The sequence below is a fragment of the Mesorhizobium sp. AD1-1 genome (assembly GCF_020164655.1).
Lineage (GTDB): Bacteria > Pseudomonadota > Alphaproteobacteria > Rhizobiales > Rhizobiaceae > Mesorhizobium > Mesorhizobium ciceri.
In genome coordinates this window covers 202,105-225,843 of the sequence record NZ_JAIUGP010000010.1, presented here as the reverse complement: position 1 = coordinate 225,843, position 23,739 = coordinate 202,105, and the positions used below count along the sequence as shown (strand labels likewise).

Genomic DNA, 23,739 nt, shown 5'->3' with positions numbered 1-23,739 from the left:
CTTTTCGAACTTTCTGGGTCACGCCACAGCTCCAACTGCTGGCACTTGTGAAGGACGTAGGGGCGCATGTATTTGCTCTGGGGTAGGCTTCATCGAGGTATGTCGGATTTCGTCCCGGGGATGAACTGGCCAGCTTCATCGCCACTTCGAGACTCTTTGGGAGAACCGCCAAGGTGAAACTTCTGAGCTGCGAGACTTGGACGCCGGCATGTTAGCCAGGCGTCGCCGCTCTAAGCCTGGGCAACGTCTGCCCCCGCGGCGCCTTGGCATCCCGCGCCAGAGTCTTCGTCGCTACAGCCACTCGATCTTCAGGATTGGGTGCAGTTCAATGCCGTTCAGCGGTGAGGTGCCGGTGGCGGCATGGATGCGGTCGAAAAACCCCACGCGTGCGGCTGTCGGTTTAACCTTCCCCTCAAAGGTCGGCATCTCCAAGGCTTCGTCCAGAGGCGTGTGGAACGAGACTAGCAGCCTCTCTAAGTCCGCGCCGCTGCATCCCCAAACACGTTGGCCGGCCGCCGGTTGGCCATGTCGCGGATCAGATCGACCGATTGCCTGTCGACGTTACCGACTTGGGCGGCAATGACAGTGTTCCGGCGAGGCTTGTTGGGCGCAGCGCCGATTTTCCGTCGCTAAAGCGGTTCAATGGGCAAGTTGACATTCTCGTACCTGGCCCCTTCCGGATAGACAATCTCGGCTGATTTCAGCCACCTATCCATTCTAGTGATATAGTCATTGATGCTCTCGCTCGATCTCAACGCCTGAATAACGGCAAGAAGCTCAAGATATACCATGTTCAGTTGAATTTTTTCTTTTCCTTGGTTTTCAATTGTGATCGACATGTGAGACCACGCTCTGTCGATTGCTTGCTCGCTTATGTGTTTCCGATGATCCGAAACATGCGCGGCCTTCTTATCCGCGACGTATTTAATGACTTCCCTCCGCCGCACCGGTGTTCCAAGTACCGCGATCGCGAGACCTTCCAGATATTCCGAGAGGGACACGTCGGCGTCGTCCCGAAATCGCCAAGGGGTTCCAGTCAAAGGAGGTTGCCCCTTTAGCGAGAACACAGCAGCGATATTCGGGAGTCGATCCCCGGCCCAAGGGTAGTTACCGCACGTCAAAAGCACGGCGGGGTGAATAGGGTCGAAATCCAGCATCCGCGCGCGAACTCTCAGGCCCGAACTCGGGATCAAGAGGCGTCCCGCGTTGAACAAGTCTCTCTCCGATAGCAGACGCCGCAGAATGGTACTGCGACCGCGAATTTCAGCGGGCAGTTCCGCCAGATTTGTGGTCATCTCCCTAGTGACGAACCGAAAATCCTCTACAGTTATCCGGGCAAGATCAAAGTCCGCTTCAGAGAGAAGGCGATCCGGCGATTTTCACCGAAAGTGCGGCTTGACCAAATATAAGAACAGTGGCGGTTTGGCTGGCTTGTCCATTCGCGATCCTCAAGGACCAAGCATGCAGTATACAGTCTCTGGTCGGGCTTATGGGTCGAAAAGTTCGGCGAAATCGCCTTTTTCTAACGACGGTTGCCGAGGTTCCGGCCGTGCTAAATGCTTCGCCCCCGCAAGCGCGCTTGACGTCTCAGCCCGAATTGCAGCCAGAAACATCACGCCGAAGCGGTAGCTTGCGCCTGCCTATCTACCTCATCTAGCGCTTGATTGATCCGCGCGCGCAATAGCCGGCGCGCATCGCGTAAGTCCATCGGTTTTGCTGGACGCTTCTGCTCGTTTCTATGGTCGTGATGCCGATAGAACCAGTTTGCGGTGAGGCTGAAGCGTTCCATTTCAGCCCTGCCTTTTCCGCCCCTTGGGTTGCACCCAGCCTGTTCCAGCAACTCCATCGCCTTGTAAAGGTCGAACCAACCCGGCTCGCCCGCGCAATAGTTGAGCGCGTGAGTTACAAGCTCATTAGTCCTAGAAGCAGCATAACGGCGTTGGGCCAGGGTCGGCGCAGGAGGCGGCGCAACGATGTTGCCTTCCTCATCCTTCATGATGACGTGAAACTCGGCGGATCCGCGTCCAAAGGAGAAATGAGCTGTTTCCGCGCGCAACATTAGGTGGCGGATCAATTTACCGTCACGCATTTCCGCAGCGCCGTCAGCATCAACGGACGACCCCCCAAAAACGACTCCCCCAGCGATGCCATTCAAGGTTCGGACAATGCCGTCTCCGGCGTTGAGCACGTCTCTAAGAGTCGCTAGGCTGTCCAGCTCTTTCGATTTGAGAATGAACAACTGGTCGCCCGACTCGTCGGGCACCAATTCCACGCAGGGGTCGAATGGCGCCTTGAACATCTGCAGCCATTCGCTCTGATTTACTCTGTTGGCCTTCAGCACTAGCCACATAATTCGCAAAGCGTCAGAGGAAAATAGCCGGCGCGCTTCTGCTGGGAGCTTGCCTGAATGGCGCCGGCTAGACGGTCCCTTCTCAGGTCCGCCGCAACTTTAGCGATACCTGATTCTTGACGGGGCGTCATCTGGATCGGCGCCCATCGAAGCCAGTTGGCTTAGCCCGCCAGCGCGCGATCGAAAGTAATACCAATTCCAATCGCCAAGCCTGCAGCCATCTTGCCCGCCAGATCGATGGCAATGGCGCTGACTGTCCCGCGCCAATCGCTGCCTGGCTGTGTGATGGCCCTTGAGAGTTGATCCATCTGTGTTGACTCATTTGGCCCCGGCCTAGCCGGAGCTTTCTCGGAGCCGCCGCCGCGGAGGATGCCGAATATTAGCCGCCGGCTTGTGCTTACGCAACGATCGTGCTTTGTGTGTGAAATACTTAGGGGGAAATTATGAAGGCAACAATTTTTGCAGCCGTAGCAATTCTATTTTTAGCAGTTTCGAACAACGGCTTTGCGCACAGTGGGGGCACCGATGCCAACGGTTGCCATAAGAATCATAAGACTGGCGAATATCACTGCCACTGACGTGCTGAAGAGTTGGCTTTCAACGCCGGGCGGCACGGTTCGCCTGGTCTGCATTTGCGTCACAGTCATGTCGCTGCTAGCGGTCGCGCCGTGGCCGTACGGCTATTATCAACTTCTTCGCGTGATTGTCTGCGCCGCCGGGATCTACTGCGGAGCTGTGGTCTGGAAATCAGCGCTCGAGAACCACAACCTGGCTTGGGCACTGTTTGGAGCCGCCGCGATCTTCAATCCATTCCTACCAGTTCATCTGCCGCGCGAGTTATGGGCCGTGTTCAATGTCGGCGCGGCGGCACTATTCGGTTTTGTCGCGCACCGCCAACGCTAACTGCCCGTCTGATGACCCAATTTCTGCCGTCGCTGACCAGATCGGCCCAATTGCCGGCACCGGAGGCCAAGATCGCTGTGCCAGCAGACGTTGAGTTTCTCGGGGCCACGTTTGAGGACGCGGACACAACCGTCTGAGGCTGCATATTTTTGATGCGGATTTCTCGACCGACGGCGCCCGCGGCGCCGGGCAAGGTCACTGTGCAACTCGACCCGGCCGATGAGCTGATTGATGCGCGCCAACCGAAGCTGTCGCGCGCTTGCACGATGCATGTTGTTGTGATTGCATTATGTCGGGTGAGGGAAACACGGTGAAACGTCGAGATTTTCTCAAACAAACATCGCTGTCTCTATTTGCATTTGCTGCTGGCTGTAAGTCCGACAGCCCATCCGAACCGGGGCAAGGCGTTCCCATAATTGACGCTCACTGCCATGTCTTCAACGCTTCCGATCTGCCAGCAACGCGCTTCCTCAGACAGGTTGTGTTTGAGGATTTTCCCAAGCAATCGGTGGCTCGCATCCTGGCGGTGCGTGATCCAGATGTCACTGACGAGTTCATCCAGCTGCTCTTGCGGTTGCTTGGTTCCGATAGGGCGCCAAGTGCCGATCAGGAGATTGCATATCTGACGACTGGGCAAGGCGGCATGCCAATCGCGCTCTCGCCTGCGAAGGCCAGAGCAGCAGCCATTGAGGATACCGCGCAGCATCTGCTGTTGTTGGATCGCAAGGCGAGGCGTCCCGTGACCATGGCAGCCCCCACCGACCTATCGAACCGATCCGCGTTGCCAGAAGAAAAATTCCTGAATTACATGCTCGGTGAGCCGATGAACACCTTGCGAGCGAATGAAGCGCTCTCGCCCGCTCGGGCTCGTTCGGCAAGCCAGCGGGCGTTCAGTCGCGAGGATGCCGTTGGGCGCTACTTGAACTGGTTCAGCCTGTTTCGGCTTTACCGCCATGTGCTCGTCGAGCGGCTGACAGCAGATACAAACCGACAAGGCTTCCAGCCGGTTATGCTGACACCGGCTTTGGTCGACTACGACGAATGGCTTTACGAGGATGTGGATGTCTCACCGCTGAAGCGGCAGATGGTGGTGATGGATCATATCTCGCGGCGGATGGCGAAGACCGGATCAGTGCTGCATGGCTATATGGGTTTCGATCCGCTTCGCGAGGTTGCATATAACGCCGGTAAAAGCACCACCGGTTCGTTGGCAACGGTCCGCGCCGCCCTGACAGAGCACGGCTTTATTGGCGCCAAGCTCTACCCGCCGATGGGATTTCGCGCCTCGGGCAACAAGTCACCCTATCCGGTGCGGACGGTCAAGCTGCTTGGCTTCGATCCCAGTACACAGCTAGATGCAGCCCTTCGGTCTCTCTATGCTTTGTGCGTCGAACTCGATGCCCCAATCCTTGCCCATGGATATGCTTCGAATGGGTCAGGCCCCGACTATGCAAAACGCGGCGATCCCGCTTATTGGATTCCAATTTTCCAGCAGTTTCCGGCCTTGCGCGTTTGCCTCGCCCATTTTGGCCGCTTCGATGCCCGATCTGCCGGGCGCGAAGGCATGCCGCTGCCGGAGGGCAGCTGGGAGTGGCGACTCGGCGAGTTCATCAAGTCGAAACCGCGTCAGAATGTCGTTACCGACATCAGCTATTTCTCGGAGGTCCTGACAGCCAAGGCTGATGTCAGACAGTCACTCGCTTCCGCCTTCCGACGCTGGTTGGCGGAATTTGACCCCGACTGTGACCACATCCTTTATGGCAGCGATTGGATCATGCTTGGCAGAGAAGCCGGCTACGAGCACTACGTAGAGAGCATCAACGCCTTCCTGCGAACCGACTGCCACTTGTCGAACGATGCCTGCGACAAGATTTTCCGACGCAATGCAATGCGATTTCTTCCGCTGGAACGCGGCAGCCGCGGGCGCAACCGCCTGCTGGCATACTATCAAAAGCATGGGCTTGATGCGTCTCGCTTGCCAGCGCCGAACACACGGTTCCTGGCAGACTTTTTCGCGGACTAGCAGCCCTACGGGCTAGCAGCACACCTTCCCATCCCCTCCTCACGCCGTTCGGCATCGAACGCCTGCGTACCCTTCGCAGTCCATAGGTTGCGCGCACGCTCGCCTTCATCGCTCTGCAGTTTGGCGGCGATCCAAAGCAGCGCGCCGTAGATGGCAGCGCGATTGTCATTGGTCAGTTCGATGATGCCCGCCTTGACCACGAGGCCGCCGAGTTCGATCAGATGTCGCGTGCGCTTGCGACGCTCGACCTGCCACGTCCTCATGTCATTGCGAGCCTGTGCCGCCTGCCGGCGATTGTGTGCCGCCCGGTTGTGCTTCAGCGCCGCGAGGGTTGCGCTGAGATGCCGGAGCAGCTCGCCGGGACCGGCTCTCGAAAAACATTACTCCACGCTTGGCCCATGCCTCACGCTTTGAAATGTCTTTCGTTTCAGCGATTGCGACCAGCGCGCCGGCCAGTTCATCGGTGCTGAGTTGATCGGCGCCAGTGGCGATCACCAGCTCGCCAAGTTGCCGCACCTTTCGCGTTTGAGTTCTCGCGCTTTTTCTTCCAGCGCCTTCAGTTCGGTATCGAAATCGCGTGGTTTGCGCATGGCTGTCTCCATCGGTTGTCGATCGGAGGATGATAGGGGAGCGCCTGCCGGAAGGCTTCAGGGTTGCCGAGACAGCCCGGGACGGGCTGGTCCATCCGGAGATTTTTTCGAGGGAGGGCGCGCTTATACGTCGTGCCGACGTGCGCTTTGACGTGCAAATGACTTGGTCGCGATGGCGATCTATCATCTTCACGTCAAGGTCATTGGCCGCAAGGCTGGGAGCAGCGCTGTCGCGTCCGCCGCCTACCGTTCGGCGTCGCGGTTGCGCGACGAGCGGATCGATCGTGTTCACGACTTCTCGGCCAAACGCGGTGTCGTCCATTCCGAGGTGATGTTGCCGGAGGATGCCCCGGCGGCCTGGCGCGACCGCGAACGGCTGTGGAACGATGTCGAAGCCTTCGAGGCGCGCAAGGATGCCCAGCTTGCCCGCGAGGTGGAGTTTGCGCTGCCACGTGAACTCAGCCAGGCGCAAGGCATCGAACTGGCGCGCGACTTCGTTCAAACCGAGTTTGTCAGTCGGGGCATGGTCGCCGATCTCAATGTGCATTGGGACAGGGCAGAGGATGGCAGTCCCAAACCGCATGCTCATGTCATGCTGACCATGCGGTCCGTGGACGAGAATGGTTTTGGCGCAAAGGTCCGAGACTGGAACGCTACCCAGCTGGTCGAGCGCTGGCGCGAGCGATGGGCGGAACTGGCCAATCAACGCCTGGCCGAACTCGACATCGACGCGCGCATCGATCATCGCAGTCTGGAAGCGCAGGGCATTGCCCTGGAGCCGCAAACCCAGATTGGCGCACCGGCTCAACGCATCGAGGGCGGCGGCCTTGCTGCTGGCGACATTGAAGCAGATCGCGCCGAACTGCATCGCGAGATCGCGCGCAACAATGGCGCGCGCATCATTGCCGATCCATCCGTGGCGCTGGACGCCATGACCCATCAGCAATCGACCTTCACCCGAAAGGACATTGCGAAGTTCTCGCATCGCCACAGCGACGGAATGGAGCAGTTCAACAAGGTCGTGGCAGCCATCAGCCATGCACCCGATCTGGTCGAACTCGGCAAGGACGGACGCGACGAAGACCGCTTCACCACAAGGCAGATGATCGAGACAGAACAGCGCCTTCACCGCGCTGCGGAGCGGATCGATTTGGACGAGCGGCACGCTGTGAGCAACGCACATCGCGAGGCAGCGCTGGCGCGGGCTGCGCAAAGCGGGCTTGTCCTTTCGGGCGAGCAGACCGATGCGCTTGCGCACATCACCGATGGCCGCGGACTTGGTGTCATTGTCGGTTTTGCCGGGACGGGCAAAAGCGCTATGCTGGGTGTCGCGCGCCAGGCATGGGCAGCGGCGGGCTTCGAGGTTCGCGGCGCGGCACTTTCCGGCATTGCCGCCGAGAATCTTGAAGGCGGTTCAGGCATCTCGTCTCGCACCATCGCCAGTATGGAACATAGCTGGGGACAGGGCAGGGATCTGCTCACCACACGCGATGTGTTGGTGATCGATGAGGCCGGCATGGTCGGCACGCGCCAGTTGGAGCGCGTGCTCTCCCATGCGGCGGACGCTGGCGCAAAAGTCGTCCTCGTCGGCGATCCGCAGCAGTTGCAGGCAATCGAAGCCGGCGCTGCATTCCGCTCGATTCATGATCGACACGGCGGTGTCGAAATCGGCCAGGTGCGCCGTCAGCGCGAGGACTGGCAGCGTGATGCCACGCGCGATCTGGCAACCGGCATGATCGGCGCCGCGATCGACGTCTACGACGCGCAAGGCATGGTGCATCAGGCTGCAACCCGCAATGAGGCGCGGGGTGAACTCGTCGAGCGCTGGGATCGCGACAGGCAGGCGCATCCAGAGGCAAGCCGTATCATCCTCACCCACACAAACGACGAGGTGCGCGCCCTGAACCAGGCAGCGCGCGAGCGCATGCGCGCTGCTGGTGATCTCGGCGACGAGGTTCAGGTGAATGTCGAACGCGGCCCAAGAAACTTCGCCAGCGGCGACCGCGTCATGTTCCTGCGCAACGAGCGCGGGCTTGGCGTCAAGAACGGCACGTTGGGCATGATTGAAGACGTCAGCGGGCAGAGCATGACCGTGCGCACTGACGACGGCAGGTCGGTGAGCTTCGACCTGAAAGATTATAGCCACTTTGACCACGGCTATGCCGCGACAATCCACAAGGCGCAGGGCATGACCGTAGACCGCACCCACGTGCTCGCAACGCCGGGAATGGATGCGCATGGCAGTTACGTCGCCCTGTCGCGTCATCGAGACGGGATGGAGCTGCATTATGGCGGTGATGACTTCAGCACGCGGGACCGGCTGGACCGCACGCTCTCACGCGACCGCGCCAAGGACATGGCGTCGGATTACGAGCAGGTCGACCCGGCGCAGAGCTATGCCGAGCGGCGCGGGATCAGCTTCCGACAGCGTGTAGTCGAGATCGTGCGCCGGATCGTTCCGGAGAAGTTGCGCGACAGGATCGGTGGACTGCTGGACGGGTTGCGCTCGCCCGGAGACGCCGAGTCCAGCCAGGAAGGTGGGCGAAGACCGGAAAGGAGATATGAGGGCGCGCAAATCGGAAATGCTGGCCCGACGCTCGGCAGAGGAAATCTCGCCACCGGAGTGCCGCGCGACACGGATACGCCGGTGGACGCGGAAGCGGCGTTGCGCAGCGCTCGCACCAAGGCGCTTGTGCGTCACGCGCGCGCTCTCGACGCGATCCTCAGTGCTGGAAATGCGGACGGGCAGGGCAGTCCCGAGGAGATGCGCGAATTGAGGGATGCCCGTGGCGCTTTCGAGAAGGTTCGGCCTCATGGCTGGCGCGATGCCGAAGCCGCCTACGTCAAAAATCCTGAGCTTGTTCGTGAGGCGAGCGCCGGCCGCGTCAGCCGCGTCGTGCTTGCTCTCCAGCTTGAAACGGAAATCCGTACCGGAATGGACCTCGATCCCGGCCGCCGCGCCGACCGGTTCGTCGAACGTTGGCAAAAGCTCGATCAGACGGGGCGGGAGCAATACCAGGCCGGCGACATGTCCGGCTACAAGTCAACGCGCACGGCAATGTCCGATATGGCCGAGAGCCTCGAACGCGATCCGCAGCTTGAATCCCTACTGGCAAACCGCAAGCGCGAGCTTGGCATCAACGTGGATTCGGGTCGTCGCCTGGGCGCGGAACTCGCGTTCAGCCACGGCATCGGTAAGGGGCGGGGCCTTGGGCTCTGACACCCCTCCGATTTGCCGCCGTTTTCACGCTGCAGACGGCTGAAGCGACAAACTGATTGCGTCCAGCATTCGGTCCGTCCTGTCTGTCCCAGTAGATACCAGCAACAACCACTGAGAAGCAGGCAAGCTATGCCCGAGTCAGATCGTATTGTACGCCTCAAAACCGTCCTTGCCCGGACCGGCCTGTCCCGTCCAACCATCTATCGCAAGATCGCCGAAGGCACGTTCCCGGCCCAGATCAAGATCAGCATTAACGGGGCCGGTTGGCGCGAATCCGATATCAATCGGTGGATCGCTGATCCCGTTGCATGGCGAAAAGAGCGTCAGTTCTGATTGCGAGACAGACGAACGCCGGGGCCGCCGCCATTCTCTGGAATGAATTCAATGCCGCTGCGTTGTCGGTCAGGGTCGCCGCAGTCTAAGGCCCGGATGATTGCCGTTAGTGAACTCCACGCTCTCTGCCGCTTTCGTACGAGGAATCCCAGCGGAATGCTCCTGTTTTGTGAACCTCCCGTAGCCGCATATGACGCGGGCCTCCAGGCTACGGCATCACTCCCCGAGAATGCTGCGGATTGGAGCAGGTTGGAAAAAAGCTCGGCCACGCCGAGCAACGAGCTCGTAGTATACGCTGTGGCGAAACCACCACGCCGTCCAACCTCATCAAGTGGGCGCATGACCGATGCGCACACTGAGGCATGCAATTGCATGATTGATGGGGCGCGTCTCTTTGCACGTCGCAGGTCTTCGCGATGCTAGCTTTCGTGAAGCCGAACGGCCGATCGACTTTGGCAGGAGCATCGTGGTGCCGCCTTCACCTTGGCCGCTGGGGTCATGATCTCGTGGTCGCCTGGCACGTGGGCTGCAGCGGTATTGATCAACTTCTGCAGAGTGCGCCGTGTCAGCATCCTATCGGCGCGCGTTGCACCAGCCGGCCGCGCGCCTCTGTTTCGCTGCGGGACCAGAGAGGCGCTGGGAGGTGTAAGGCTGTCAGATGCATGAGGCTGGAGCCGCGCCAATGATTTCGGGGCTCTGCGAGATGAACACGGCTGCAGGCACAACGTTCAACGCGAACAGATACTCAAGACGCCATATCCTGCGGCGCCATCGCCTGGCGCCATCGCCTATTGGCGTTATTCTGCTGCCCTTTGCCGACTGGACACCTCCCCAACCGGAGAATGCCCCCAATCAAAGCTTGAGTCCATACATGCAATGTCGCTAAACTGCCGCAAAGATGACAGATCACGATTGGGTTGGGGCGATGAATACTTCGACCGCAACCTAAGCCTAAGAAGGCGTACTCCCGCTAACTATGCAGCCTTCGCCGCGTGGATAGTGTGGAGCATTTCCGGCTTGAGGTGCGTATAGCGCCGCAACATCTTCCAGTCCTTGTGCCCCGTGACCAGCGCTACCTGTTCGATTGTGAACCCAGCTTCAAAAAGGCGGCTCGTTCCTTCGTGCCGCAAGTCGTGAAAATGAAGATCGTGGATTCCCAGGTCAGCACATCCTCGACGGAAGGCAGTTCCAACTGACCGATGGTTGAACGGGAAGATTCGATCGTCGTCATTGCTGCGCTTTGTCAGCCGCTCTTCAACAATGGCCCACGCATCATAGCCAGTGGCTGCGAACAGCGGTATGCGCTGGTTGTTACCGTTCTTGTTTCGAGGGTCCTTCCTGTCGCGGACAAGGAGCATCCGCGTGCGAGAATCCAAATCGGACCAACGCGCCTTGCAGATCTCTTCCTGGCGCATCGCGGTTGCGATAGCGAATCGAATGATCAGGCTAATCGGTGCAATCTGGCGAGGGTTTGCCTCGAAGTGCGCGATAAGCTTGTCGAGTTCATCCTGTGTCGGTCGTCTATCTCGCTGTTGGCCTTTGCCTACGAGACCGAGCCTCGTAAGCGCGACACGCGCGAAATCAACCGGTTCGACCTTGACGGGCAGGCCGTGGACCGCAGCGGCGTGGGTAAGAACAAGTTTTATAAAGCCGATGTCGATACCGAGGGTCATCGGTCCGGCACCTTGGTCGGCGCGGTCACGACCAAAACGAATGAGCCGCTCGCGATCGAGCGCTGCTAGGTTGCACTTCCCCAAATGCCGTCGGAGCATATCGAGGGCCGCGGCCTTGGAGCGGCGAGGGGACTTGCCTACATCGCACATGTCGTCGATATGAAGGTCTATCAGTTCGCCGAAGGTTTTGAGGCGCGCTATGCGGGACTTGGTCGGCGTCTCACCTCGATCGACCTGGCGCTCGGTTTCGGTGGCCCAACGCCGGGCGTCGTCTCGGCGCAGGAAGGTCTCGCTGACGTAGCGACCTTTGCGACGGACTTGGACGCGCCAGGAACCGGATGAGAGTTTTGTATAGGTGGCCATTTTTTCGTGTGCGCTCCGTGTGCACTGAGAGATCGAAACGTGGCGAAAAGGGTCGTATTCTGGCGTAAAGTGGCGTAGCGGCGATGGCGACTAACAAATTGATGATAAAGAAAAAATGCTGAAATATCAAGAGCATAGACTCGCTTTGGCCCCGATGATGGACTGGACGGACCGGCATTGCCGGTTCTTCCACCGCCAGTTGACGAGCCATGCGCTGCTTTACACCGAGATGGTGGTGGCCGACGCCGTCATCCATGGCGCACGCGAGCGTCTGCTCGGCTTCGATGCGTCAGAACATCCGGTCGCGCTGCAGCTCGGCGGCTCGGATCGCGAAAAACTTGCCGAGGCGGCGCGCATCGGCGAGGCCTTTGGCTATGACGAGATCAACCTCAATGTCGGCTGTCCGTCAGACCGCGTCCAGTCGGGCACGTTCGGCGCCTGCCTGATGAAGGTGCCGGACCTCGTTGCCGGCTGTGTCGCGGCGATGAAGGCGGCGGTGACAATTCCCGTGACCGTCAAATGCCGCATCGGCGTCGACGAGCAGGATCCGGAGCCGGCCCTCGATGCGTTGGCGGATGGAGTTTTCGACGCCGGCGCCGACGCATTGTGGGTGCATGCACGCAAGGCGTGGCTGGAAGGGCTGAGCCCCAAGGAAAACCGTGACATCCCGCCGCTCGATTACAACAGAGTTTATCGGCTGAAGGCAAGAAAACATAACGAATTCATTGGCATCAATGGCGGCATTCAGACGATCGAAGAGGCGTTGGCGCATCTCGACCATGTCGATGGCGCCATGCTTGGCCGCGCCGCCTACCACACGCCCGGCATTCTGGCTGGCGTCGATGCCGCTTTCTACGGCGTCCAGTCCGAGCCGTTCGATTTCGCCGCGCTGATCGATACGATGGCGGACTATGCGGCACGTCATATCGAGCAGGGTGGGCGGCTTGGACATGTCACCCGCCACATGGTCGGACTGTTCCATGGCTTGCCCGGCGCGCGCCGCTACCGGCAGATACTGTCCACCGACGCGACAAAACCCGGCGCCGGCCCGGACGTGCTGAAGGCGGCTTTCGCGGCCGTCGAGCTCGGCGGAGCGGCAGCCGAAGCGGCTTGAGATTCGGGGATCAGTCCCTGAGGATCATGCGGTCGCCGCGCACGTCAAAACCCGACAATGAACCGATGAAGTTCATGCCGAGCAGGCTCTGACTGAGCATGCCGGGTGCGGCGATCATCACCGACATATCCCTGCGCGTGATGCCGCCGATCGCAATCTGATCGGTTTTCACGGCCGCGGCGCGTGCCATGCCGTTGGCGGTCGAAACCGGTATGGTGTAGTTGAGCGCCGCTGGATTGAATCCGGCGGCTTGTGCGTCTTCGGACGTCAGCACGGTGCTGGTCGCGCCGGTATCCACCACGGCCCGGACCGGGTTGCCGTTGACCAGGATGCGCGCTTCGAAATGGCCGTTGTCCGCCTTGTCGAGCGTTACGGTGGCGTGACCGTCTTCGATACCCAGGGCCAGCGGACTGCCGGGAACAAGGCCCGCGGTCACCCGGCTGGCGACATCCTGCAGTTCGTAGCGGTACTGGTAACCGGCGATCAGCGCGAGCGCGATGGCTGCCCAAGCGCCGAGATTGCGGGCCATGGCGCCCAGGGGTCGGCCCGAGCGAAGCAGGCCGGCGCCGATAAGGGCGCCAAAGGCGCCGAGCCAGATCAGCCGGCTGAAATCGTTGTTCTCCACGCCGAGGGTGCTGCCGGCGGAATCGTTGAGCATGAGCAGGACTGCTCCCACCCCGATCGCGGCCATCAATATCCAGAACAACCGGCTCATCCGCACCTCACGACAGCGCGTCGCGTTCGCGCGCCATGCGGGTGCGGCGCGTTTCCCGGCGCGGCCGGCGCTCGACCGTTTCCAGCCGGGCCGGCAATTCAGCCATGACGCTGCGGCGCGTTTCCGGCGTCATCCCGATCCAGGCGCCGATTTCCTCGCGCGTGCGGCCGCACCCGAAACAGAAGCCGGTTTTCATGTCGATCGAACAGACCAGGATGCACGGGGATTCGATGGCCGTCATGACTTTCTCTTGGGCTTCCATCCGCAATCCCTTGTTCCACCTCCACATGGTGCAACGGCAAAGCCAATGCAAGCCCTCGCGATTGCGCCCTTCGGGGCCGGCTTTGCGGCAAATGCAGGCCCATCATCCCAGAGGTTGTGCCAACCCCGCAAGGCGGCTATGCCGCTTACCAAATCCAGGGAATGATCGATAACAAGATGACCAGCGCACTGCCTTTCGACGATTTTCGCAACCTGTTGGCCAATCTGCCGGCGGCCGACACGGCAGCCGAGACCCGCGTGCGCACGCTGTTTGCCAAGGCCGAACCGGGCAATTCGCTTGGCCGCATCGAGGACATCGCCGCCTGGCTGGCCGCCTGGAGCGGGCGGGCTCCGCCCGCGGTGACAAGACCGCTGATGGCGGTCTTTGCCGGCAATCACGGCGTCACGCGCCACGGCATTTCGCCACGGCCGGTGGCGGCGACCGCCAACGCGGTCGAACTTTGCGCCGCCGGAGGTGCCGCGATCAACCAGATCTGCATTGCCTACGATCTCGGGCTTAAGGTTTTCGATCTTGCCCTGCACATCCCGACCGCCGACATCACCGAAGAGGCCGCGCTTGACGAGCGTGGCTGTGCCGCCACCATGGCCTTCGGCATGGAAGCGATCGCCGGCGGCACCGATCTTTTGTGTCTCGGCGATCTCGGCGTCGGCAACTCCACCGTCGCCGCCACCCTGTTTGCGGCGCTGTTCGGGGGCGGGGGCGCCGACTGGGCCGGCCCGGGGTCAGGCGCCGATACGGCGATGCAGGCACGCAAGGCGGACGTGGTCGATGCGGCGCTGGCTTTTCATGGCGGCCATCTCGGCGACCCGCTCGAGGCGCTGCGCCGGGTCGGCGGCCGGGAATTCGCGGCGATCGCCGGTGCCATTCTGGCCGCGCGGATGCAGAAGATCCCGGTGCTGCTCGACGGATTGGCGGCGACGGCAGCCGCAGCGGTACTGCATGGCGTCAATCCCGCCGCGCTCGACCATTGCCTGCTGGCCAGCCTGTCGCCGGAACCCGCGCATGCACGCGCCGCCCAACGGCTCGGCTTGCGCCCGTTGCTTGATCTGGGCATCAGCCATGGCGAAGGGGCAGGGGCCGCCCTTGCCGCGGGTCTGGTCAAGGCCGCCGCGCTGACCAGTTCGGGCATGGCTGCGGCGGTACGCGGTTAGGGCTTGAGGTATTACCGCCGTCGAGCCGCCACCGCTGCTGTCGGCAGTGCTGGCAATTCCTCCATCACCCGGCTCAGCGGGAAGATGGCGATCGCCTCGGTGCCTTCGCGCAGCTTGGAATGAAGTTCGAACTCGCCGCCATGCATTGCGAGCAGCCCTTGCACGATCGGCAGGCCAAGCCCGGTGCCTTGCTCGGCGCTCTTGATGGCGATGGAGCCCTGGCCGAAGGCGGAAAGCACGATCGGGATCTCGTCTTCCGGTATGCCCGGGCCATTGTCCTTGATCGAAATGTATTGTCCGCCGCCCGCCGTCCAACCGACACGGACACGGATTTCGCCGCCGGTGGCGGTGAATTTTATCGCGTTCGACAGAAGGTTGAGCGTGATCTGCCGCACGGCCCGTTCATCGGCGAACAGCCGAGGCAGCTCGTGCTCGAAATCCTGGACGACACGGATATCCTTGTTGCGCGCCCTCAACTCCATCATGTGACAGCAGTCCTCGACGATACCAAGCAGCATCACCGGCTCTTCATTGAGCTGGTAGCGGCCGGCCTCGATGCGTGACAGGTCGAGAATCTCGTTGATCAGGTCGAGCAGATGCTGGCCGGATTCGTGCACGTCATGGGCGTAGTCACGATAGGTGGGATTGCTCATCGGTCCCAGCACCTCGTTCGACATCACCTCGGAAAAACCGAGAATGGCGTTGAGCGGCGTGCGCAATTCGTGGCTCATCGAGGCGAGGAACCGCGATTTCGCCAGATTGGCGTCCTCGGCCCGCCGCCGCGCTTCGTCCGACATCGATTTCGCCGTCTCCAGTTCGGCGATCAGCGCATCCTTTTCGGAGCGGAACGACAGCATCATCAGGGACGAGTGGTTGAGATGACGGGCCACATAGGCGAAGAACGGCAGCGACACGACCAGCAGCGCGGCCATGATCGCCTCGACCGGCATCCATAGCTTGGCGCCGGCATAGGCGTAGAGCGCCACGGGAACGGCAAAGGTCGCCAGCAGCGCGCCCCGCAGAGACGAGGTCATCACCGCGGTCGCCGCCATGGCGAACAACAGCACCACGGCCTTGACGATGTGGAACGGATCGACCTCGCAGACGCTGCAGCCAAGCCACACGAACCAAGCCCAGCCGAGACCGCACAGGAAATGGCCGATCAGGAATTCCCGCCGTGCTTGCAAAGGGTTGAGCTCGGAAGCTTCAGTGCGCTCGATGCGCCGCGCCATGAAGGCAACGATAGTGTAGCAGGTTAGCGTGAACAGCGCCCAAAGCCCGATCTCATTGCCGATTCCGGCCAGCCGGCCACCCGCGGCAATCGCCAGCACGAGAAGCGGGATGGCGATGGCGCCGCTTGTCATCGCTCGGGCGTGCAGCTTCAGCAGTTCGCGATCGAAATCGGGATTGCCGGCCTGCTGCGAAAGACGGTCACGCGTCTTGCGCACAGCGCGCGCGACATCGCTGTTGCGATGGCGTTTCCTGCGGTCCACAATGAACTTGTCCGCTGTGTTCGAGCGTTGCAAGGGCATCAAAACTTCAATTTATGCGAGCAGCGGTTTCCAAGTGTTAAGCTACGTTCGAATGATTAACCAACCGTTTGCCATATGAGCCGTTCATGGTCGCCGAGGCCGCGCCGGCGATACGTTGCGCGCCCCAGAAGCCTGTGGCGCCGGCTGGTGGATTACGGGCTTGCCGTCATCATCCTCGGACTGCTGATCCTGCTGGCGGCCCGCCTCGACCGGGTGGAGACACGCAAGACGCAAGGCGTGGCAATCATCAACGACGGCGATTCGATCACGCTTGGCACCGAGCGTATCCGCATGCGCGGCATCGATGCTCCGGAATATACGCAGACCTGCCGCAAGAACGGCGCGGACTATTCCTGCGGCACGCTTGCGCGTCAGTCGCTCGTTCGCCTGATCGCCGGCAAGCCCGTCTCTTGTACCGGCTGGCAGCGTGATCGTTATGGCCGGCTGCTCGGCGACTGCACCGCCGGCGGCAAGGATCTCAACCGCGCGCAGGTCGAGGCGGGCTGGGCGGTTGCCTATGGCGACTTCGAGAGCGAGGAAGCCATCGCCCGCGCGGCAAAGGCCGGCATCTGGGCGGGAACGTTCGATCAGCCGCAGAATTGGCGAGACAGCCATCACGGCGAAGTCGTCGAGAAGAAGCACGGCACACTGGCGTCGATCGGCGATGCCGTGCGCGAGATTTTTCGCTTCTGGTGATGCGCATCCTGGAACTGGAACCGAGGACGAACAGGAGGATGGAATGAAGCTCTTCGACGGTGGCCGGGCGCCCAATCCAAGGCGGGTCCGCGTTTTCCTGGCCGAGAAAGGCATCGAGGTTGCGCAGGTGCCCATCGATATGGGCGCGTTGGAACACAGGCAACAGGCGGTCAGCTCGCGCAACCCCTTGCAGCGTCTGCCGGTGCTGGAACTCGACGACGGCACCGTCATCACCGAATCCGTCGCCATCTGCCGCTATTTCGAGGAACTGCATCCGGAGCCCGCTTTGTTCGGGCGTGGCGCACTCGGCAAGGCGCAGGTCGAGATGTGGCAGAGGCGGATGGAATTCAATTTACTCAGCTGCGTCACGCAGGCCTTCCGGCACATCCATCCGGCCATGAAGGAATGGGAAATCCCGCAGGTCCCTGAATGGGGTGAGGCCAACAAGCCGAAGGCCGTGGCGTTCCTCAGGCTGCTGGACGGCGAACTGGGCAGCCGGGAGTTCATCGCCGGTGACAGCTATTCGATCGCCGACATCACCGGCCTGATCGCTGTCGATTTCATGAAGCCGGCACGCATCAAGGTACCGGATGAGTGCGCGAATGTGTTGCGCTGGCATCAAGCCGTTTCCAGCCGGCCGAGCGCATCAGCCTGAGAATGACTGCCGAACTCGAAAACCTCGTCGCCAGGGTCCGCGCCTGCCGCATCTGCGTGGAAAATCCGGCCGGCAAGCCGTTGCCGCATGAGCCGCGACCAGTGCTGCGCCCATCATCCACCGCCCGGATCCTGATCGCCAGCCAGGCGCCCGGCACCAAGGTGCATCTGTCGGGCATGCCGTTCACCGACGCTTCCGGCGACCGCCTGCGCAGCTGGCTTGGCGTGACGAGCGACGAATTCTACGACATCGAAAAATTCGCCATCGTCCCGATGGGCTTCTGCTTTCCCGGCCAGGATGCCAAGGGGGGAGATCTGCCGCCGAGGCGCGAATGCGCGGCGGCCTGGCGCGCACCTTTGATGGCCTCTATGCCACGGATCGATCTGGTGCTGACGATCGGTATCTACGCGCAGTCCTGGCACATGGGTGCGGCGCGCCGGCCCTCACTGACCGAAACGGTCATGGACTGGCGCTCCATCTGGGAGAATTCCGTCGGTCCGAAAGTGCTGCCGCTGCCGCATCCCTCGTGGCGCAACACGGGCTGGCTGAAGAAGAATCCGTGGTTTGAAATGGATTTGCTGCCTTTTCTGCGTTCGGAAATCCGCTATCGTCTCGGCTGACCTTCCAGCAAGAAATCACTCGCTTTTTGCCCGATCAGCAGAATTTCTTTCTTGTGAAAGGCCTGGATAAGGCAGAGTATAGGCATTCTATTCCTTTGGGAGCACGATATGGATCGCCTCGATAGAAAAATTCTCCGCCTCTTGCAGGAGGACGCGACACTCGCGGTCGCCGATGTCGCCAAGAAAGTCGGGCTGTCGACGACGCCTTGCTGGAGACGCATCCAGAAGCTCGAGGAAGAGGGCGTCATCAAGCGGCGCGTTGCCATTCTCGACCATGAAAAGGTCAATGTGCGCGTCACCGTCTTCGTGTCGATCCGCACCAATTCGCATAGCCATGAATGGCTGCGGCGTTTCTCGGAAGTCATCCAGGAGTTTCCCGAGGTGGTCGAGTTCTACCGCATGAGCGGCGACGTCGATTATCTCCTGCGCGTCGTGGTGCCCGACATCGCCGCCTATGACGCCTTCTACAAACGGCTGATCGCCAAGATCGAAATCCGTGATGTGTCGTCGTCCTTCGCCATGGAGCAGATCAAGTACACGACCGAAATCCCGCTCGACTACATGGTTCTGGACAAGGAATCGGGTGCCAACGCTGCCTGAGCTGAACGTCACATAAAGTCATCCCGCTTAGTTCTTCTTTTTGTTGAGGAAACTCCAGGGTGAGTTCACCGGCAGAGTGATCGTATCCGGCACGGTCTCGACGCTCACCACATCTGCCTTGCGCACGCTGTAGCCAGACTGGATGATGCTGACGCCGTCGAGGATGAACAACTGGCTCTTCTCCATGTCCGGCTTCAGCGCGCCGGTGACCGCTACAGGCTGATAGGCCTCGGACATCTTGTAGGGACGGGCCGGCGTAACCAAGACAATCTGGTTGGGCGGCGGCGTCGGCATGTGACTGCAGGCACCCGTCCAGGGTACCAGCAGGAACTGATAGACAAGATCACCGTCGCGATCGACCGGCAATGCGTAGCCGGCTAGCTGAATGCTTTTGTCCTGAAGATTGACGGACAGCGTTTCGCCATGGTCGGGCAATTTTGCCGCGATCATCGGCAGCCCGACGTTTTCGGCGGCGGATTGCGTAGCCGGACGCAGATCCTTCCAGAATATGTGCGCAGTCTCGGCCGAGGCATCGGCGGCAGCGGACACAAACAAAGCGGCAGCGAGCGCCAGGGTTGATTTTAGAGGATTGCTCATCGGCCGCTTCCTTTGAGCCTCAAGTAAAGACGCCGCTGCCAAAGACGTCAACGCTCGAGGCACATCACATGTCGGCAGCCACTTCACATGTCGGCGAGATCCTGACATGGCGGAACGCGCGCCGTCAGCCTTTCCTGGCGGCGATCCGCGCGAGCGTCTCGGCATTGGTCAGCTCCCTTACGGCGTCCTTGCCGATCCAGCGCGCCGTCTTGTCTGCCGACTGCGCCAGTCGTTCGGCGACAGCCAGGGCGGCACCGTGCATGTCGCTTACCGATCGACCGAAGCGCCCAGTTCACGGCTTTCTTCACGAAATTGCGGCTGTCGTTCGCGTGCGTTTCGATGATCGGCAGGAAGGAGAGGAAGGTCGCCCCTGGCTCCTGCTTCCGGTGGACGACAGACCAGGCCATCATGGCGAAGGCCGTGCGCCGAACGAACTCCCGCTCGTCGGCCGCAAACTCGGCGATCAGTTCTTTCCAGGCGTCCGTATCGACAAAGAGATCCGAGACGCCGTCGACGATGTCTCAGGAGTCGAAACTAGCCGCCCATCGCCTTGCATCTTCAGCAGAAAACCGTTTCGGGTCAGCTGTGACGGAGGCAATGAACTGCGCCTCCATGATGCCGGTGTCCCACAGCTCGAAGGCGCGCTCGTGGTTGCGTTTGATCTTCCTGGCGATCTGCCGCTGCATACCGTGCGAGATGCCAAGTGCACGGTCGATCTTGATGCCGTAGCGCAACATGCCGAGGCGGTTCTGCTCGGATCCGATGGCGCGAAGATGGGCGACGATTTCCGCGGCACTGGATTGAGGCGAGAGCTCTGCCACGGCAGAGACCTATTTTTCGAGACGGGCGAGCAGCGAGGACGTGTCCCAGCGCTTGCCGCCCATCGCCTGCACATCCTTGTAGAACTGGTCGACGAGTGCGGTGACCGGCAGTCTGGCGCCATTGCGGTCGGCCTCGGCCAGGCAGATGCCGAGATCCTTGCGCATCCAGTCGACGGCGAAGCCGAAATCATATTTGCCGGCGTTCATCGTCTTGTGGCGGTTCTCCATCTGCCAGGAGCCCGCGGCGCCCTTGGAAATCACCTCGATCACCTTCTCGATGTCGAGCCCGGCCTTCTTGCCGAAATGGATGCCTTCGGCCAAGCCCTGGACGAGACCGGCTATGGTGATCTGGTTGATCATTTTGGTGAGCTGGCCGGCACCGGCCGACCCCATCAAGCCGACCATGCGGGCAAAAGCGTCGATGACAGGCTTCGCTTTGTCGAAAGCGTCCTGCTCGCCGCCGACCATCACGGTCAGCACGCCGTTCTCGGCGCCGGCCTGGCCGCCCGAGACCGGCGCATCGAGAAACGAAAACCCGCCGGCTAGCGCCGCCGCCGCCAGCTCGCGAGCGACCTCGGCCGAGGCGGTGGTGTTGTCGATGAAGACCGAACCCTTCTTCATCGATTTGAAGGCGCCTTCCGGACCGGTCGTCACCGAACGCAGATCGTCGTCATTGCCGACACAGGAGAACACAAAATCCTTGCCCTCGGCGGCCTGCGCAGGGGTCGCCGCCAGGCTACCGCCATGCTGGCCAACCCATTGCTCGGCCTTGGCCTTGGTGCGGTTGTAGACGGTGACGTCATGGCCGCCCTTGTTCTTCAAGTGTCCGGCCATCGGATAGCCCATCACGCCAAGACCGAGAAATGCCACAGATGCCATGAGCTTGCCCTTCAGAATGGAAACGGAATTTGCTGCGAAAGCTCTAGGCTCTGCGCTCAATTCGTCAAGACGCGTATAGCCTGATCGACTGGTGCAGCCGAATTGAAAATCGTCAGCGTTTCAGGTGAACGGTGATCCGGCGCTCGATCCATTCGACGCCATGCCGCAAGATCTCGACCATCACCAGATAGACGAGGGCGACCCAGATATAGGCCTGGATGTCGAACGAATTGGCGAAGGCGAGCTTGGCATTGCCCATCAGATCATAGACCGTGATGATGGCGACGATGGCGGACGCCTTGACCATCAGGATCAGTTCATTGCCATAGGGCCGCAAGGCAACGATCAGGGCTTGCGGCAGGATGATCTTGCGCAACGTCTGCAGTTTATGCAGGCCAAGCGAGGCCGCCCCTTCCCATTGCCCTCTTGGCACGCTCTCTATGGCGCCGCGCAGGATCTCCGCCTGGTAGGCGGCCGTGTTGAGCGCAAAGGCAAAGACGCCGCAATTGAACGCGCCCTTGAAAAAATCCCAGAGGCCGACCGACTGGAGTTCGACGCGGAACGAGCCCAATCCGTAGTAGACCAGATAGGTCTGGACCAGCAGCGGCGTGCCGCGGAAGAAATAGACGTAGCAATAGGCGAGGCCGGACAGGATCCGGTTGCTGGACATGCGCCCGTAAGCGACGGGCACCGACAGGATCGCGCCGAGTACCATCGATATGGAAACCAGCGCCAGCGTGACCCCAAGCCCGCTCAGATAAGCCGGCGCATATTTGGCAAAGAAATCGGGATTCCAGGCAAGGAAGAGATAGCTGACGATGCCGATACCGAACAAAATCCATAGGCCCACCAGCGCGTAACCGGCGATACGCCTGCGCGGCCAGCCGCGCGCCCGTGGCGGCGGACGTTCGACCATGGTGGCCGTGGCGCTCATCGCTGCGCCTCCCGCCGGCCAAGCGAGCGCAGGATCGCATTGGTGGCGAAGGACGACAGGACGGCAAGGCCAAGAAAGACCAGCGAGGCGACGCCGAAGAACAGGAAAGCGTGCTTGGTGACGCGGGCCGCAATGCTGGCATTGCGCAGCGTCTCGGCCAGGCCGACGACCGACACCAGCGACGTGTCCTTCAGCAGGCTGAGCCAGCAGTTCTCCAGTCCAGGAAACGCGATGCGCAGCAGCTGCGGCACGATCACCTTGCGCATGGTCAGCCAGTTCGAAAGACCGATGGCGTAGCCGCCCTCATACTGGCCTTTGGGAATGGCGCGGAAGGCGGAAAGGAAAACCTCACTGGCATAGGAGGAGAAGATCAGTGCAAGCACGATCATGCCGGCGACAAAGCTGTTGACGTCGATGGTGACGTCAGGCCGGAAATACCTGACGAGATGCTGCAGCAGGATCGGCATGCCGAAAAAGAACAGGAACAGCGTCACCAGTTCCGGCAGGCCGCGAAAGACGGTGGTGTAGATGTTGGCGGCAAGGCGCAGCGACGGTTCTTCGGACTGCTTGGCGAGTGCAATGAAAAAGCCGATCGTCAATCCGATGGGCAGCGTGGCAAGCGCCAACGCAATGGTGATCAGTGCGCCATAGGCAATATCGTCAAGCCAGCCTTCAGGTCCCCAACTGAGAAGTGTCCATATGCTCTGGGCTGGCATCGACCGGTCTTATCCCCACGGCATTCCCAAGACGAATAGAAAGACGGCGGGGAAATTCCCCGCCGTCTTGAACTGGCTTATCAGGACTCGGCGCCGTAGACGTCGAACTTGAAATACTTGTCGTTGATTTCCTTGTATTTTCCATTGGCGCGAATGGCGGCGATGGCCGAATTGAGCTTGTTGACCAGGTCAGTTTCGCCCTTGCGTACGGCAATGCCGGCACCAGGCCCGAAAATCTCGACCGGCTGCGGCGAAGGTTGGCCGAGGATCTTGCAGCAGGCGCCGTCAGGCGAGTCCAGAAACTGCTGCAGCACGACGATATCGTCCTCGATGGCGTCGAGGCGACCATTGGCAAGATCGGCCTGCTCCTCGGGGCTGCTCGGATAGCCCTTCACGGTGCTGTCGGTGTAGGTCTTCGAGGCATAGTTGAAATGCGTGGTGGTGGTGGCGACGCCGATGGTCTTGCCGGCTAGATCTTCCTTGGTCACGCCTTTCAGCGTGCTGTCCTTCGGCACGGCGATCGCCGAGGGCGTGTTGTAGTATTTGTTCGAGAAGTCGACTTTCTCCTTGCGCTCCGGCGTGATCGACATCGAGGCGACGATGGCGTCGAATTTACCGGCCTGGAGGGCTGGAATGATGCCGTCCCAATCCTGGGCGACGAAGGTGCACTTGACCTTCATCTCATCACAAAGCGCCTTGGCGATGTCGATGTCGAAGCCCACGAGCTGGCCATCGGCGGTAAGGTTGTTGAAGGGCGGGTAGGCGCCTTCGGTGCCGATCCTCAGGGTCTTTTCCTGGGCCTGGGCGACGCCGAGCGTCAGCAGCGCGGCCGATGCGGCAAGCGCGATACGCAGTGAAATACGCATGATGGTCCTCTCTTTATGGTCCCGGCCGTCGTTCCGAACGGCTCTGTGGGGCGGTGCTTTTGACCGCCCGCTGGCGCGATACTCCCACTCTTTCCAAGAAAAAAG

At 60.9% G+C, this 23,739-nt stretch carries 25 protein-coding genes and 2 pseudogenes; 11 read left to right on the top strand and 16 right to left on the bottom strand.

The annotated features are described in order from the left end of the window. Nucleotides 1–291 precede the first annotated feature (291 nt). From LB519_RS20145 to LB519_RS20130, 4 genes are all read right to left on the bottom strand, one after another. Nucleotides 292–432, bottom strand: a complete 141-nt coding sequence (locus LB519_RS20145; protein WP_224620958.1) for a hypothetical protein — start codon at nucleotides 430–432, stop codon at nucleotides 292–294. 197 nt (nucleotides 433–629) lie between these two features. Beyond that, nucleotides 630–1,295, bottom strand: coding sequence for a hypothetical protein (locus LB519_RS20140; protein ID WP_224620957.1), 666 nt, complete (start codon nucleotides 1,293–1,295; stop codon nucleotides 630–632). Nucleotides 1,296–1,612: 317 nt separating this feature from the next. Continuing rightward, the gene (locus LB519_RS20135) at nucleotides 1,613–2,341 is read right to left on the bottom strand and encodes a hypothetical protein (RefSeq protein ID WP_224620955.1); all 729 of its coding nucleotides are present in this window, start codon (nucleotides 2,339–2,341) and stop codon (nucleotides 1,613–1,615) included. A 170-nt stretch (nucleotides 2,342–2,511) separates the two neighbouring features. Further along, on the bottom strand, nucleotides 2,512–2,658 hold the full coding sequence (locus LB519_RS20130; protein WP_224620954.1) for a hypothetical protein: 147 nt from the start codon (nucleotides 2,656–2,658) through the stop codon (nucleotides 2,512–2,514). Between the two features lie 135 nt (nucleotides 2,659–2,793). On the opposite strand from LB519_RS20130, the gene LB519_RS31340 reads away from it, so the two are divergent. From LB519_RS31340 to LB519_RS20115, 3 genes are all read left to right on the top strand, one after another. Then, nucleotides 2,794–2,928 carry a YHYH domain-containing protein gene (locus tag LB519_RS31340; RefSeq protein ID WP_224620952.1) on the top strand — a complete coding sequence of 45 codons (135 nt, stop codon included), beginning with the start codon at nucleotides 2,794–2,796 and terminating at the stop codon, nucleotides 2,926–2,928. Then, the gene (locus tag LB519_RS20120; protein WP_224620975.1) at nucleotides 2,876–3,253 is read left to right on the top strand and encodes a DUF6804 family protein; all 378 of its coding nucleotides are present in this window, start codon (nucleotides 2,876–2,878) and stop codon (nucleotides 3,251–3,253) included. Before LB519_RS31340 ends, LB519_RS20120 begins: the two co-directional genes overlap by 53 nt. A gap of 310 nt (nucleotides 3,254–3,563) precedes the next feature. Beyond that, nucleotides 3,564–5,276, top strand: a complete 1,713-nt coding sequence (locus tag LB519_RS20115; protein ID WP_224620950.1) for an amidohydrolase family protein — start codon at nucleotides 3,564–3,566, stop codon at nucleotides 5,274–5,276. Nucleotides 5,277–5,281: 5 nt separating this feature from the next. On the opposite strand, the gene LB519_RS20110 is transcribed toward LB519_RS20115, so the two are convergent. Together LB519_RS20110 and LB519_RS20105 are read right to left on the bottom strand one after the other, a co-directional pair. Next, nucleotides 5,282–5,539 (bottom strand): conjugal transfer protein TraD, encoded by a 258-nt coding sequence (locus LB519_RS20110; protein WP_224620948.1) that lies wholly within the window; start codon nucleotides 5,537–5,539, stop codon nucleotides 5,282–5,284. 1 nt (nucleotide 5,540) lies between these two features. Continuing rightward, nucleotides 5,541–5,866, bottom strand: a pseudogene (locus tag LB519_RS20105) (conjugal transfer protein TraD). Nucleotides 5,867–6,038: 172 nt separating this feature from the next. On the opposite strand from LB519_RS20105, the gene traA reads away from it, so the two are divergent. After that, on the top strand, nucleotides 6,039–9,086 hold the full coding sequence (gene traA / locus LB519_RS20100) for a Ti-type conjugative transfer relaxase TraA (RefSeq protein ID WP_224620947.1): 3,048 nt from the start codon (nucleotides 6,039–6,041) through the stop codon (nucleotides 9,084–9,086). Nucleotides 9,087–9,215: 129 nt separating this feature from the next. Next, on the top strand, nucleotides 9,216–9,419 hold the full coding sequence (locus LB519_RS20095) for a helix-turn-helix transcriptional regulator (protein ID WP_224620946.1): 204 nt from the start codon (nucleotides 9,216–9,218) through the stop codon (nucleotides 9,417–9,419). A 974-nt stretch (nucleotides 9,420–10,393) separates the two neighbouring features. On the opposite strand, the gene LB519_RS20090 is transcribed toward LB519_RS20095, so the two are convergent. Then, nucleotides 10,394–11,455 (bottom strand): site-specific integrase, encoded by a 1,062-nt coding sequence (locus LB519_RS20090; RefSeq protein WP_224620945.1) that lies wholly within the window; start codon nucleotides 11,453–11,455, stop codon nucleotides 10,394–10,396. Between the two features lie 115 nt (nucleotides 11,456–11,570). Here LB519_RS20090 and dusA point away from each other — a divergent pair, with 115 nt between their 5' ends. Beyond that, a complete protein-coding gene (gene dusA / locus LB519_RS20085) occupies nucleotides 11,571–12,569 on the top strand; it encodes a tRNA dihydrouridine(20/20a) synthase DusA (protein ID WP_224620944.1) in 999 nt (332 codons plus the stop codon). Between the two features lie 10 nt (nucleotides 12,570–12,579). Here the strand turns inward: dusA and LB519_RS20080 are convergent, their stop codons facing one another. Next, complete coding sequence (locus LB519_RS20080; RefSeq protein WP_013531717.1) at nucleotides 12,580–13,284, bottom strand: TIGR02281 family clan AA aspartic protease; 705 nt, start codon at nucleotides 13,282–13,284, stop codon at nucleotides 12,580–12,582. A 7-nt stretch (nucleotides 13,285–13,291) separates the two neighbouring features. Next, on the bottom strand, nucleotides 13,292–13,525 hold the full coding sequence (locus tag LB519_RS20075; RefSeq protein WP_024503316.1) for a DUF1289 domain-containing protein: 234 nt from the start codon (nucleotides 13,523–13,525) through the stop codon (nucleotides 13,292–13,294). Nucleotides 13,526–13,722: 197 nt separating this feature from the next. On the opposite strand from LB519_RS20075, the gene LB519_RS20070 reads away from it, so the two are divergent. Then, on the top strand, nucleotides 13,723–14,718 hold the full coding sequence (locus LB519_RS20070; RefSeq protein WP_063170237.1) for a nicotinate-nucleotide--dimethylbenzimidazole phosphoribosyltransferase: 996 nt from the start codon (nucleotides 13,723–13,725) through the stop codon (nucleotides 14,716–14,718). Between the two features lie 11 nt (nucleotides 14,719–14,729). Here the strand turns inward: LB519_RS20070 and LB519_RS20065 are convergent, their stop codons facing one another. Next, nucleotides 14,730–16,250 (bottom strand): sensor histidine kinase, encoded by a 1,521-nt coding sequence (locus LB519_RS20065; RefSeq protein WP_024503313.1) that lies wholly within the window; start codon nucleotides 16,248–16,250, stop codon nucleotides 14,730–14,732. Between the two features lie 75 nt (nucleotides 16,251–16,325). On the opposite strand from LB519_RS20065, the gene LB519_RS20060 reads away from it, so the two are divergent. The 4 genes from LB519_RS20060 to LB519_RS20045 all read left to right on the top strand — a co-directional run bounded on the left by LB519_RS20060 (nucleotide 16,326) and on the right by LB519_RS20045 (nucleotide 18,821). Further along, entirely contained in the window at nucleotides 16,326–16,946 is a 621-nt protein-coding gene (locus LB519_RS20060; RefSeq protein WP_063167987.1) for a thermonuclease family protein, read from the top strand. A 43-nt stretch (nucleotides 16,947–16,989) separates the two neighbouring features. Next, complete coding sequence (locus LB519_RS20055; protein WP_024503312.1) at nucleotides 16,990–17,601, top strand: glutathione S-transferase; 612 nt, start codon at nucleotides 16,990–16,992, stop codon at nucleotides 17,599–17,601. Further along, the gene (locus tag LB519_RS20050) at nucleotides 17,541–18,221 is read left to right on the top strand and encodes a uracil-DNA glycosylase family protein (RefSeq protein ID WP_224620942.1); all 681 of its coding nucleotides are present in this window, start codon (nucleotides 17,541–17,543) and stop codon (nucleotides 18,219–18,221) included. Before LB519_RS20055 ends, LB519_RS20050 begins: the two co-directional genes overlap by 61 nt. A gap of 108 nt (nucleotides 18,222–18,329) precedes the next feature. Further along, the gene (locus LB519_RS20045; protein ID WP_006205209.1) at nucleotides 18,330–18,821 is read left to right on the top strand and encodes an Lrp/AsnC family transcriptional regulator; all 492 of its coding nucleotides are present in this window, start codon (nucleotides 18,330–18,332) and stop codon (nucleotides 18,819–18,821) included. Nucleotides 18,822–18,848: 27 nt separating this feature from the next. Here LB519_RS20045 and LB519_RS20040 read toward each other — a convergent pair whose 3' ends face one another. From LB519_RS20040 to LB519_RS20015, 6 genes and pseudogenes are all read right to left on the bottom strand, one after another. Continuing rightward, nucleotides 18,849–19,418: a DUF3299 domain-containing protein gene (locus LB519_RS20040; RefSeq protein WP_013531710.1), complete on the bottom strand. Its 570-nt coding sequence runs from the start codon at nucleotides 19,416–19,418 to the stop codon at nucleotides 18,849–18,851. A gap of 124 nt (nucleotides 19,419–19,542) precedes the next feature. Further along, nucleotides 19,543–20,239, bottom strand: a pseudogene (locus LB519_RS20035) (DNA alkylation repair protein). 9 nt (nucleotides 20,240–20,248) lie between these two features. Next, nucleotides 20,249–21,118 carry an NAD(P)-dependent oxidoreductase gene (locus tag LB519_RS20030; RefSeq protein ID WP_024503308.1) on the bottom strand — a complete coding sequence of 290 codons (870 nt, stop codon included), beginning with the start codon at nucleotides 21,116–21,118 and terminating at the stop codon, nucleotides 20,249–20,251. Nucleotides 21,119–21,230: 112 nt separating this feature from the next. Continuing rightward, on the bottom strand, nucleotides 21,231–22,052 hold the full coding sequence (locus LB519_RS20025; protein WP_224620941.1) for an ABC transporter permease: 822 nt from the start codon (nucleotides 22,050–22,052) through the stop codon (nucleotides 21,231–21,233). Next, nucleotides 22,049–22,768, bottom strand: a complete 720-nt coding sequence (locus tag LB519_RS20020; protein ID WP_024503306.1) for an ABC transporter permease — start codon at nucleotides 22,766–22,768, stop codon at nucleotides 22,049–22,051. The genes LB519_RS20025 and LB519_RS20020 overlap by 4 nt, the downstream gene beginning before the upstream one ends. 80 nt (nucleotides 22,769–22,848) lie before the next feature. Beyond that, on the bottom strand, nucleotides 22,849–23,634 hold the full coding sequence (locus tag LB519_RS20015; RefSeq protein WP_013531705.1) for an ABC transporter substrate-binding protein: 786 nt from the start codon (nucleotides 23,632–23,634) through the stop codon (nucleotides 22,849–22,851). Between the last annotated feature and the right edge of the window lie 105 nt (nucleotides 23,635–23,739).

What these genes read in the sequence shown, in the direction of transcription:
- LB519_RS20120 (WP_224620975.1), top strand. Translation starts at nt 2,876, where the DNA reads ATGCCAACGGTTGCCATAAGAATCATAAGACTGGCGAATATCACTGCC.
- LB519_RS20095 (WP_224620946.1), top strand. Translation starts at nt 9,216, where the DNA reads ATGCCCGAGTCAGATCGTATTGTACGCCTCAAAACCGTCCTTGCCCGG.
- LB519_RS20025 (WP_224620941.1), bottom strand. Translation starts at nt 22,052, where the DNA reads ATGAGCGCCACGGCCACCATGGTCGAACGTCCGCCGCCACGGGCGCGC.
- dusA (WP_224620944.1), top strand. Translation starts at nt 11,571, where the DNA reads ATGCTGAAATATCAAGAGCATAGACTCGCTTTGGCCCCGATGATGGAC.
- LB519_RS20080 (WP_013531717.1), bottom strand. Translation starts at nt 13,284, where the DNA reads ATGAGCCGGTTGTTCTGGATATTGATGGCCGCGATCGGGGTGGGAGCA.
- LB519_RS20065 (WP_024503313.1), bottom strand. Translation starts at nt 16,250, where the DNA reads ATGCCCTTGCAACGCTCGAACACAGCGGACAAGTTCATTGTGGACCGC.
- LB519_RS20060 (WP_063167987.1), top strand. Translation starts at nt 16,326, where the DNA reads ATGAGCCGTTCATGGTCGCCGAGGCCGCGCCGGCGATACGTTGCGCGC.
- LB519_RS31340 (WP_224620952.1), top strand. Translation starts at nt 2,794, where the DNA reads ATGAAGGCAACAATTTTTGCAGCCGTAGCAATTCTATTTTTAGCAGTT.
- LB519_RS20070 (WP_063170237.1), top strand. Translation starts at nt 13,723, where the DNA reads ATGACCAGCGCACTGCCTTTCGACGATTTTCGCAACCTGTTGGCCAAT.
- LB519_RS20110 (WP_224620948.1), bottom strand. Translation starts at nt 5,539, where the DNA reads ATGAGGACGTGGCAGGTCGAGCGTCGCAAGCGCACGCGACATCTGATC.
- LB519_RS20075 (WP_024503316.1), bottom strand. Translation starts at nt 13,525, where the DNA reads ATGACGGCCATCGAATCCCCGTGCATCCTGGTCTGTTCGATCGACATG.
- LB519_RS20020 (WP_024503306.1), bottom strand. Translation starts at nt 22,768, where the DNA reads ATGCCAGCCCAGAGCATATGGACACTTCTCAGTTGGGGACCTGAAGGC.
- LB519_RS20140 (WP_224620957.1), bottom strand. Translation starts at nt 1,295, where the DNA reads ATGACCACAAATCTGGCGGAACTGCCCGCTGAAATTCGCGGTCGCAGT.
- traA (WP_224620947.1), top strand. Translation starts at nt 6,039, where the DNA reads ATGGCGATCTATCATCTTCACGTCAAGGTCATTGGCCGCAAGGCTGGG.
- LB519_RS20055 (WP_024503312.1), top strand. Translation starts at nt 16,990, where the DNA reads ATGAAGCTCTTCGACGGTGGCCGGGCGCCCAATCCAAGGCGGGTCCGC.
- LB519_RS20040 (WP_013531710.1), bottom strand. Translation starts at nt 19,418, where the DNA reads ATGAGCAATCCTCTAAAATCAACCCTGGCGCTCGCTGCCGCTTTGTTT.
- LB519_RS20015 (WP_013531705.1), bottom strand. Translation starts at nt 23,634, where the DNA reads ATGCGTATTTCACTGCGTATCGCGCTTGCCGCATCGGCCGCGCTGCTG.
- LB519_RS20130 (WP_224620954.1), bottom strand. Translation starts at nt 2,658, where the DNA reads ATGGATCAACTCTCAAGGGCCATCACACAGCCAGGCAGCGATTGGCGC.
- LB519_RS20045 (WP_006205209.1), top strand. Translation starts at nt 18,330, where the DNA reads ATGGATCGCCTCGATAGAAAAATTCTCCGCCTCTTGCAGGAGGACGCG.
- LB519_RS20090 (WP_224620945.1), bottom strand. Translation starts at nt 11,455, where the DNA reads ATGGCCACCTATACAAAACTCTCATCCGGTTCCTGGCGCGTCCAAGTC.
- LB519_RS20030 (WP_024503308.1), bottom strand. Translation starts at nt 21,118, where the DNA reads ATGGCATCTGTGGCATTTCTCGGTCTTGGCGTGATGGGCTATCCGATG.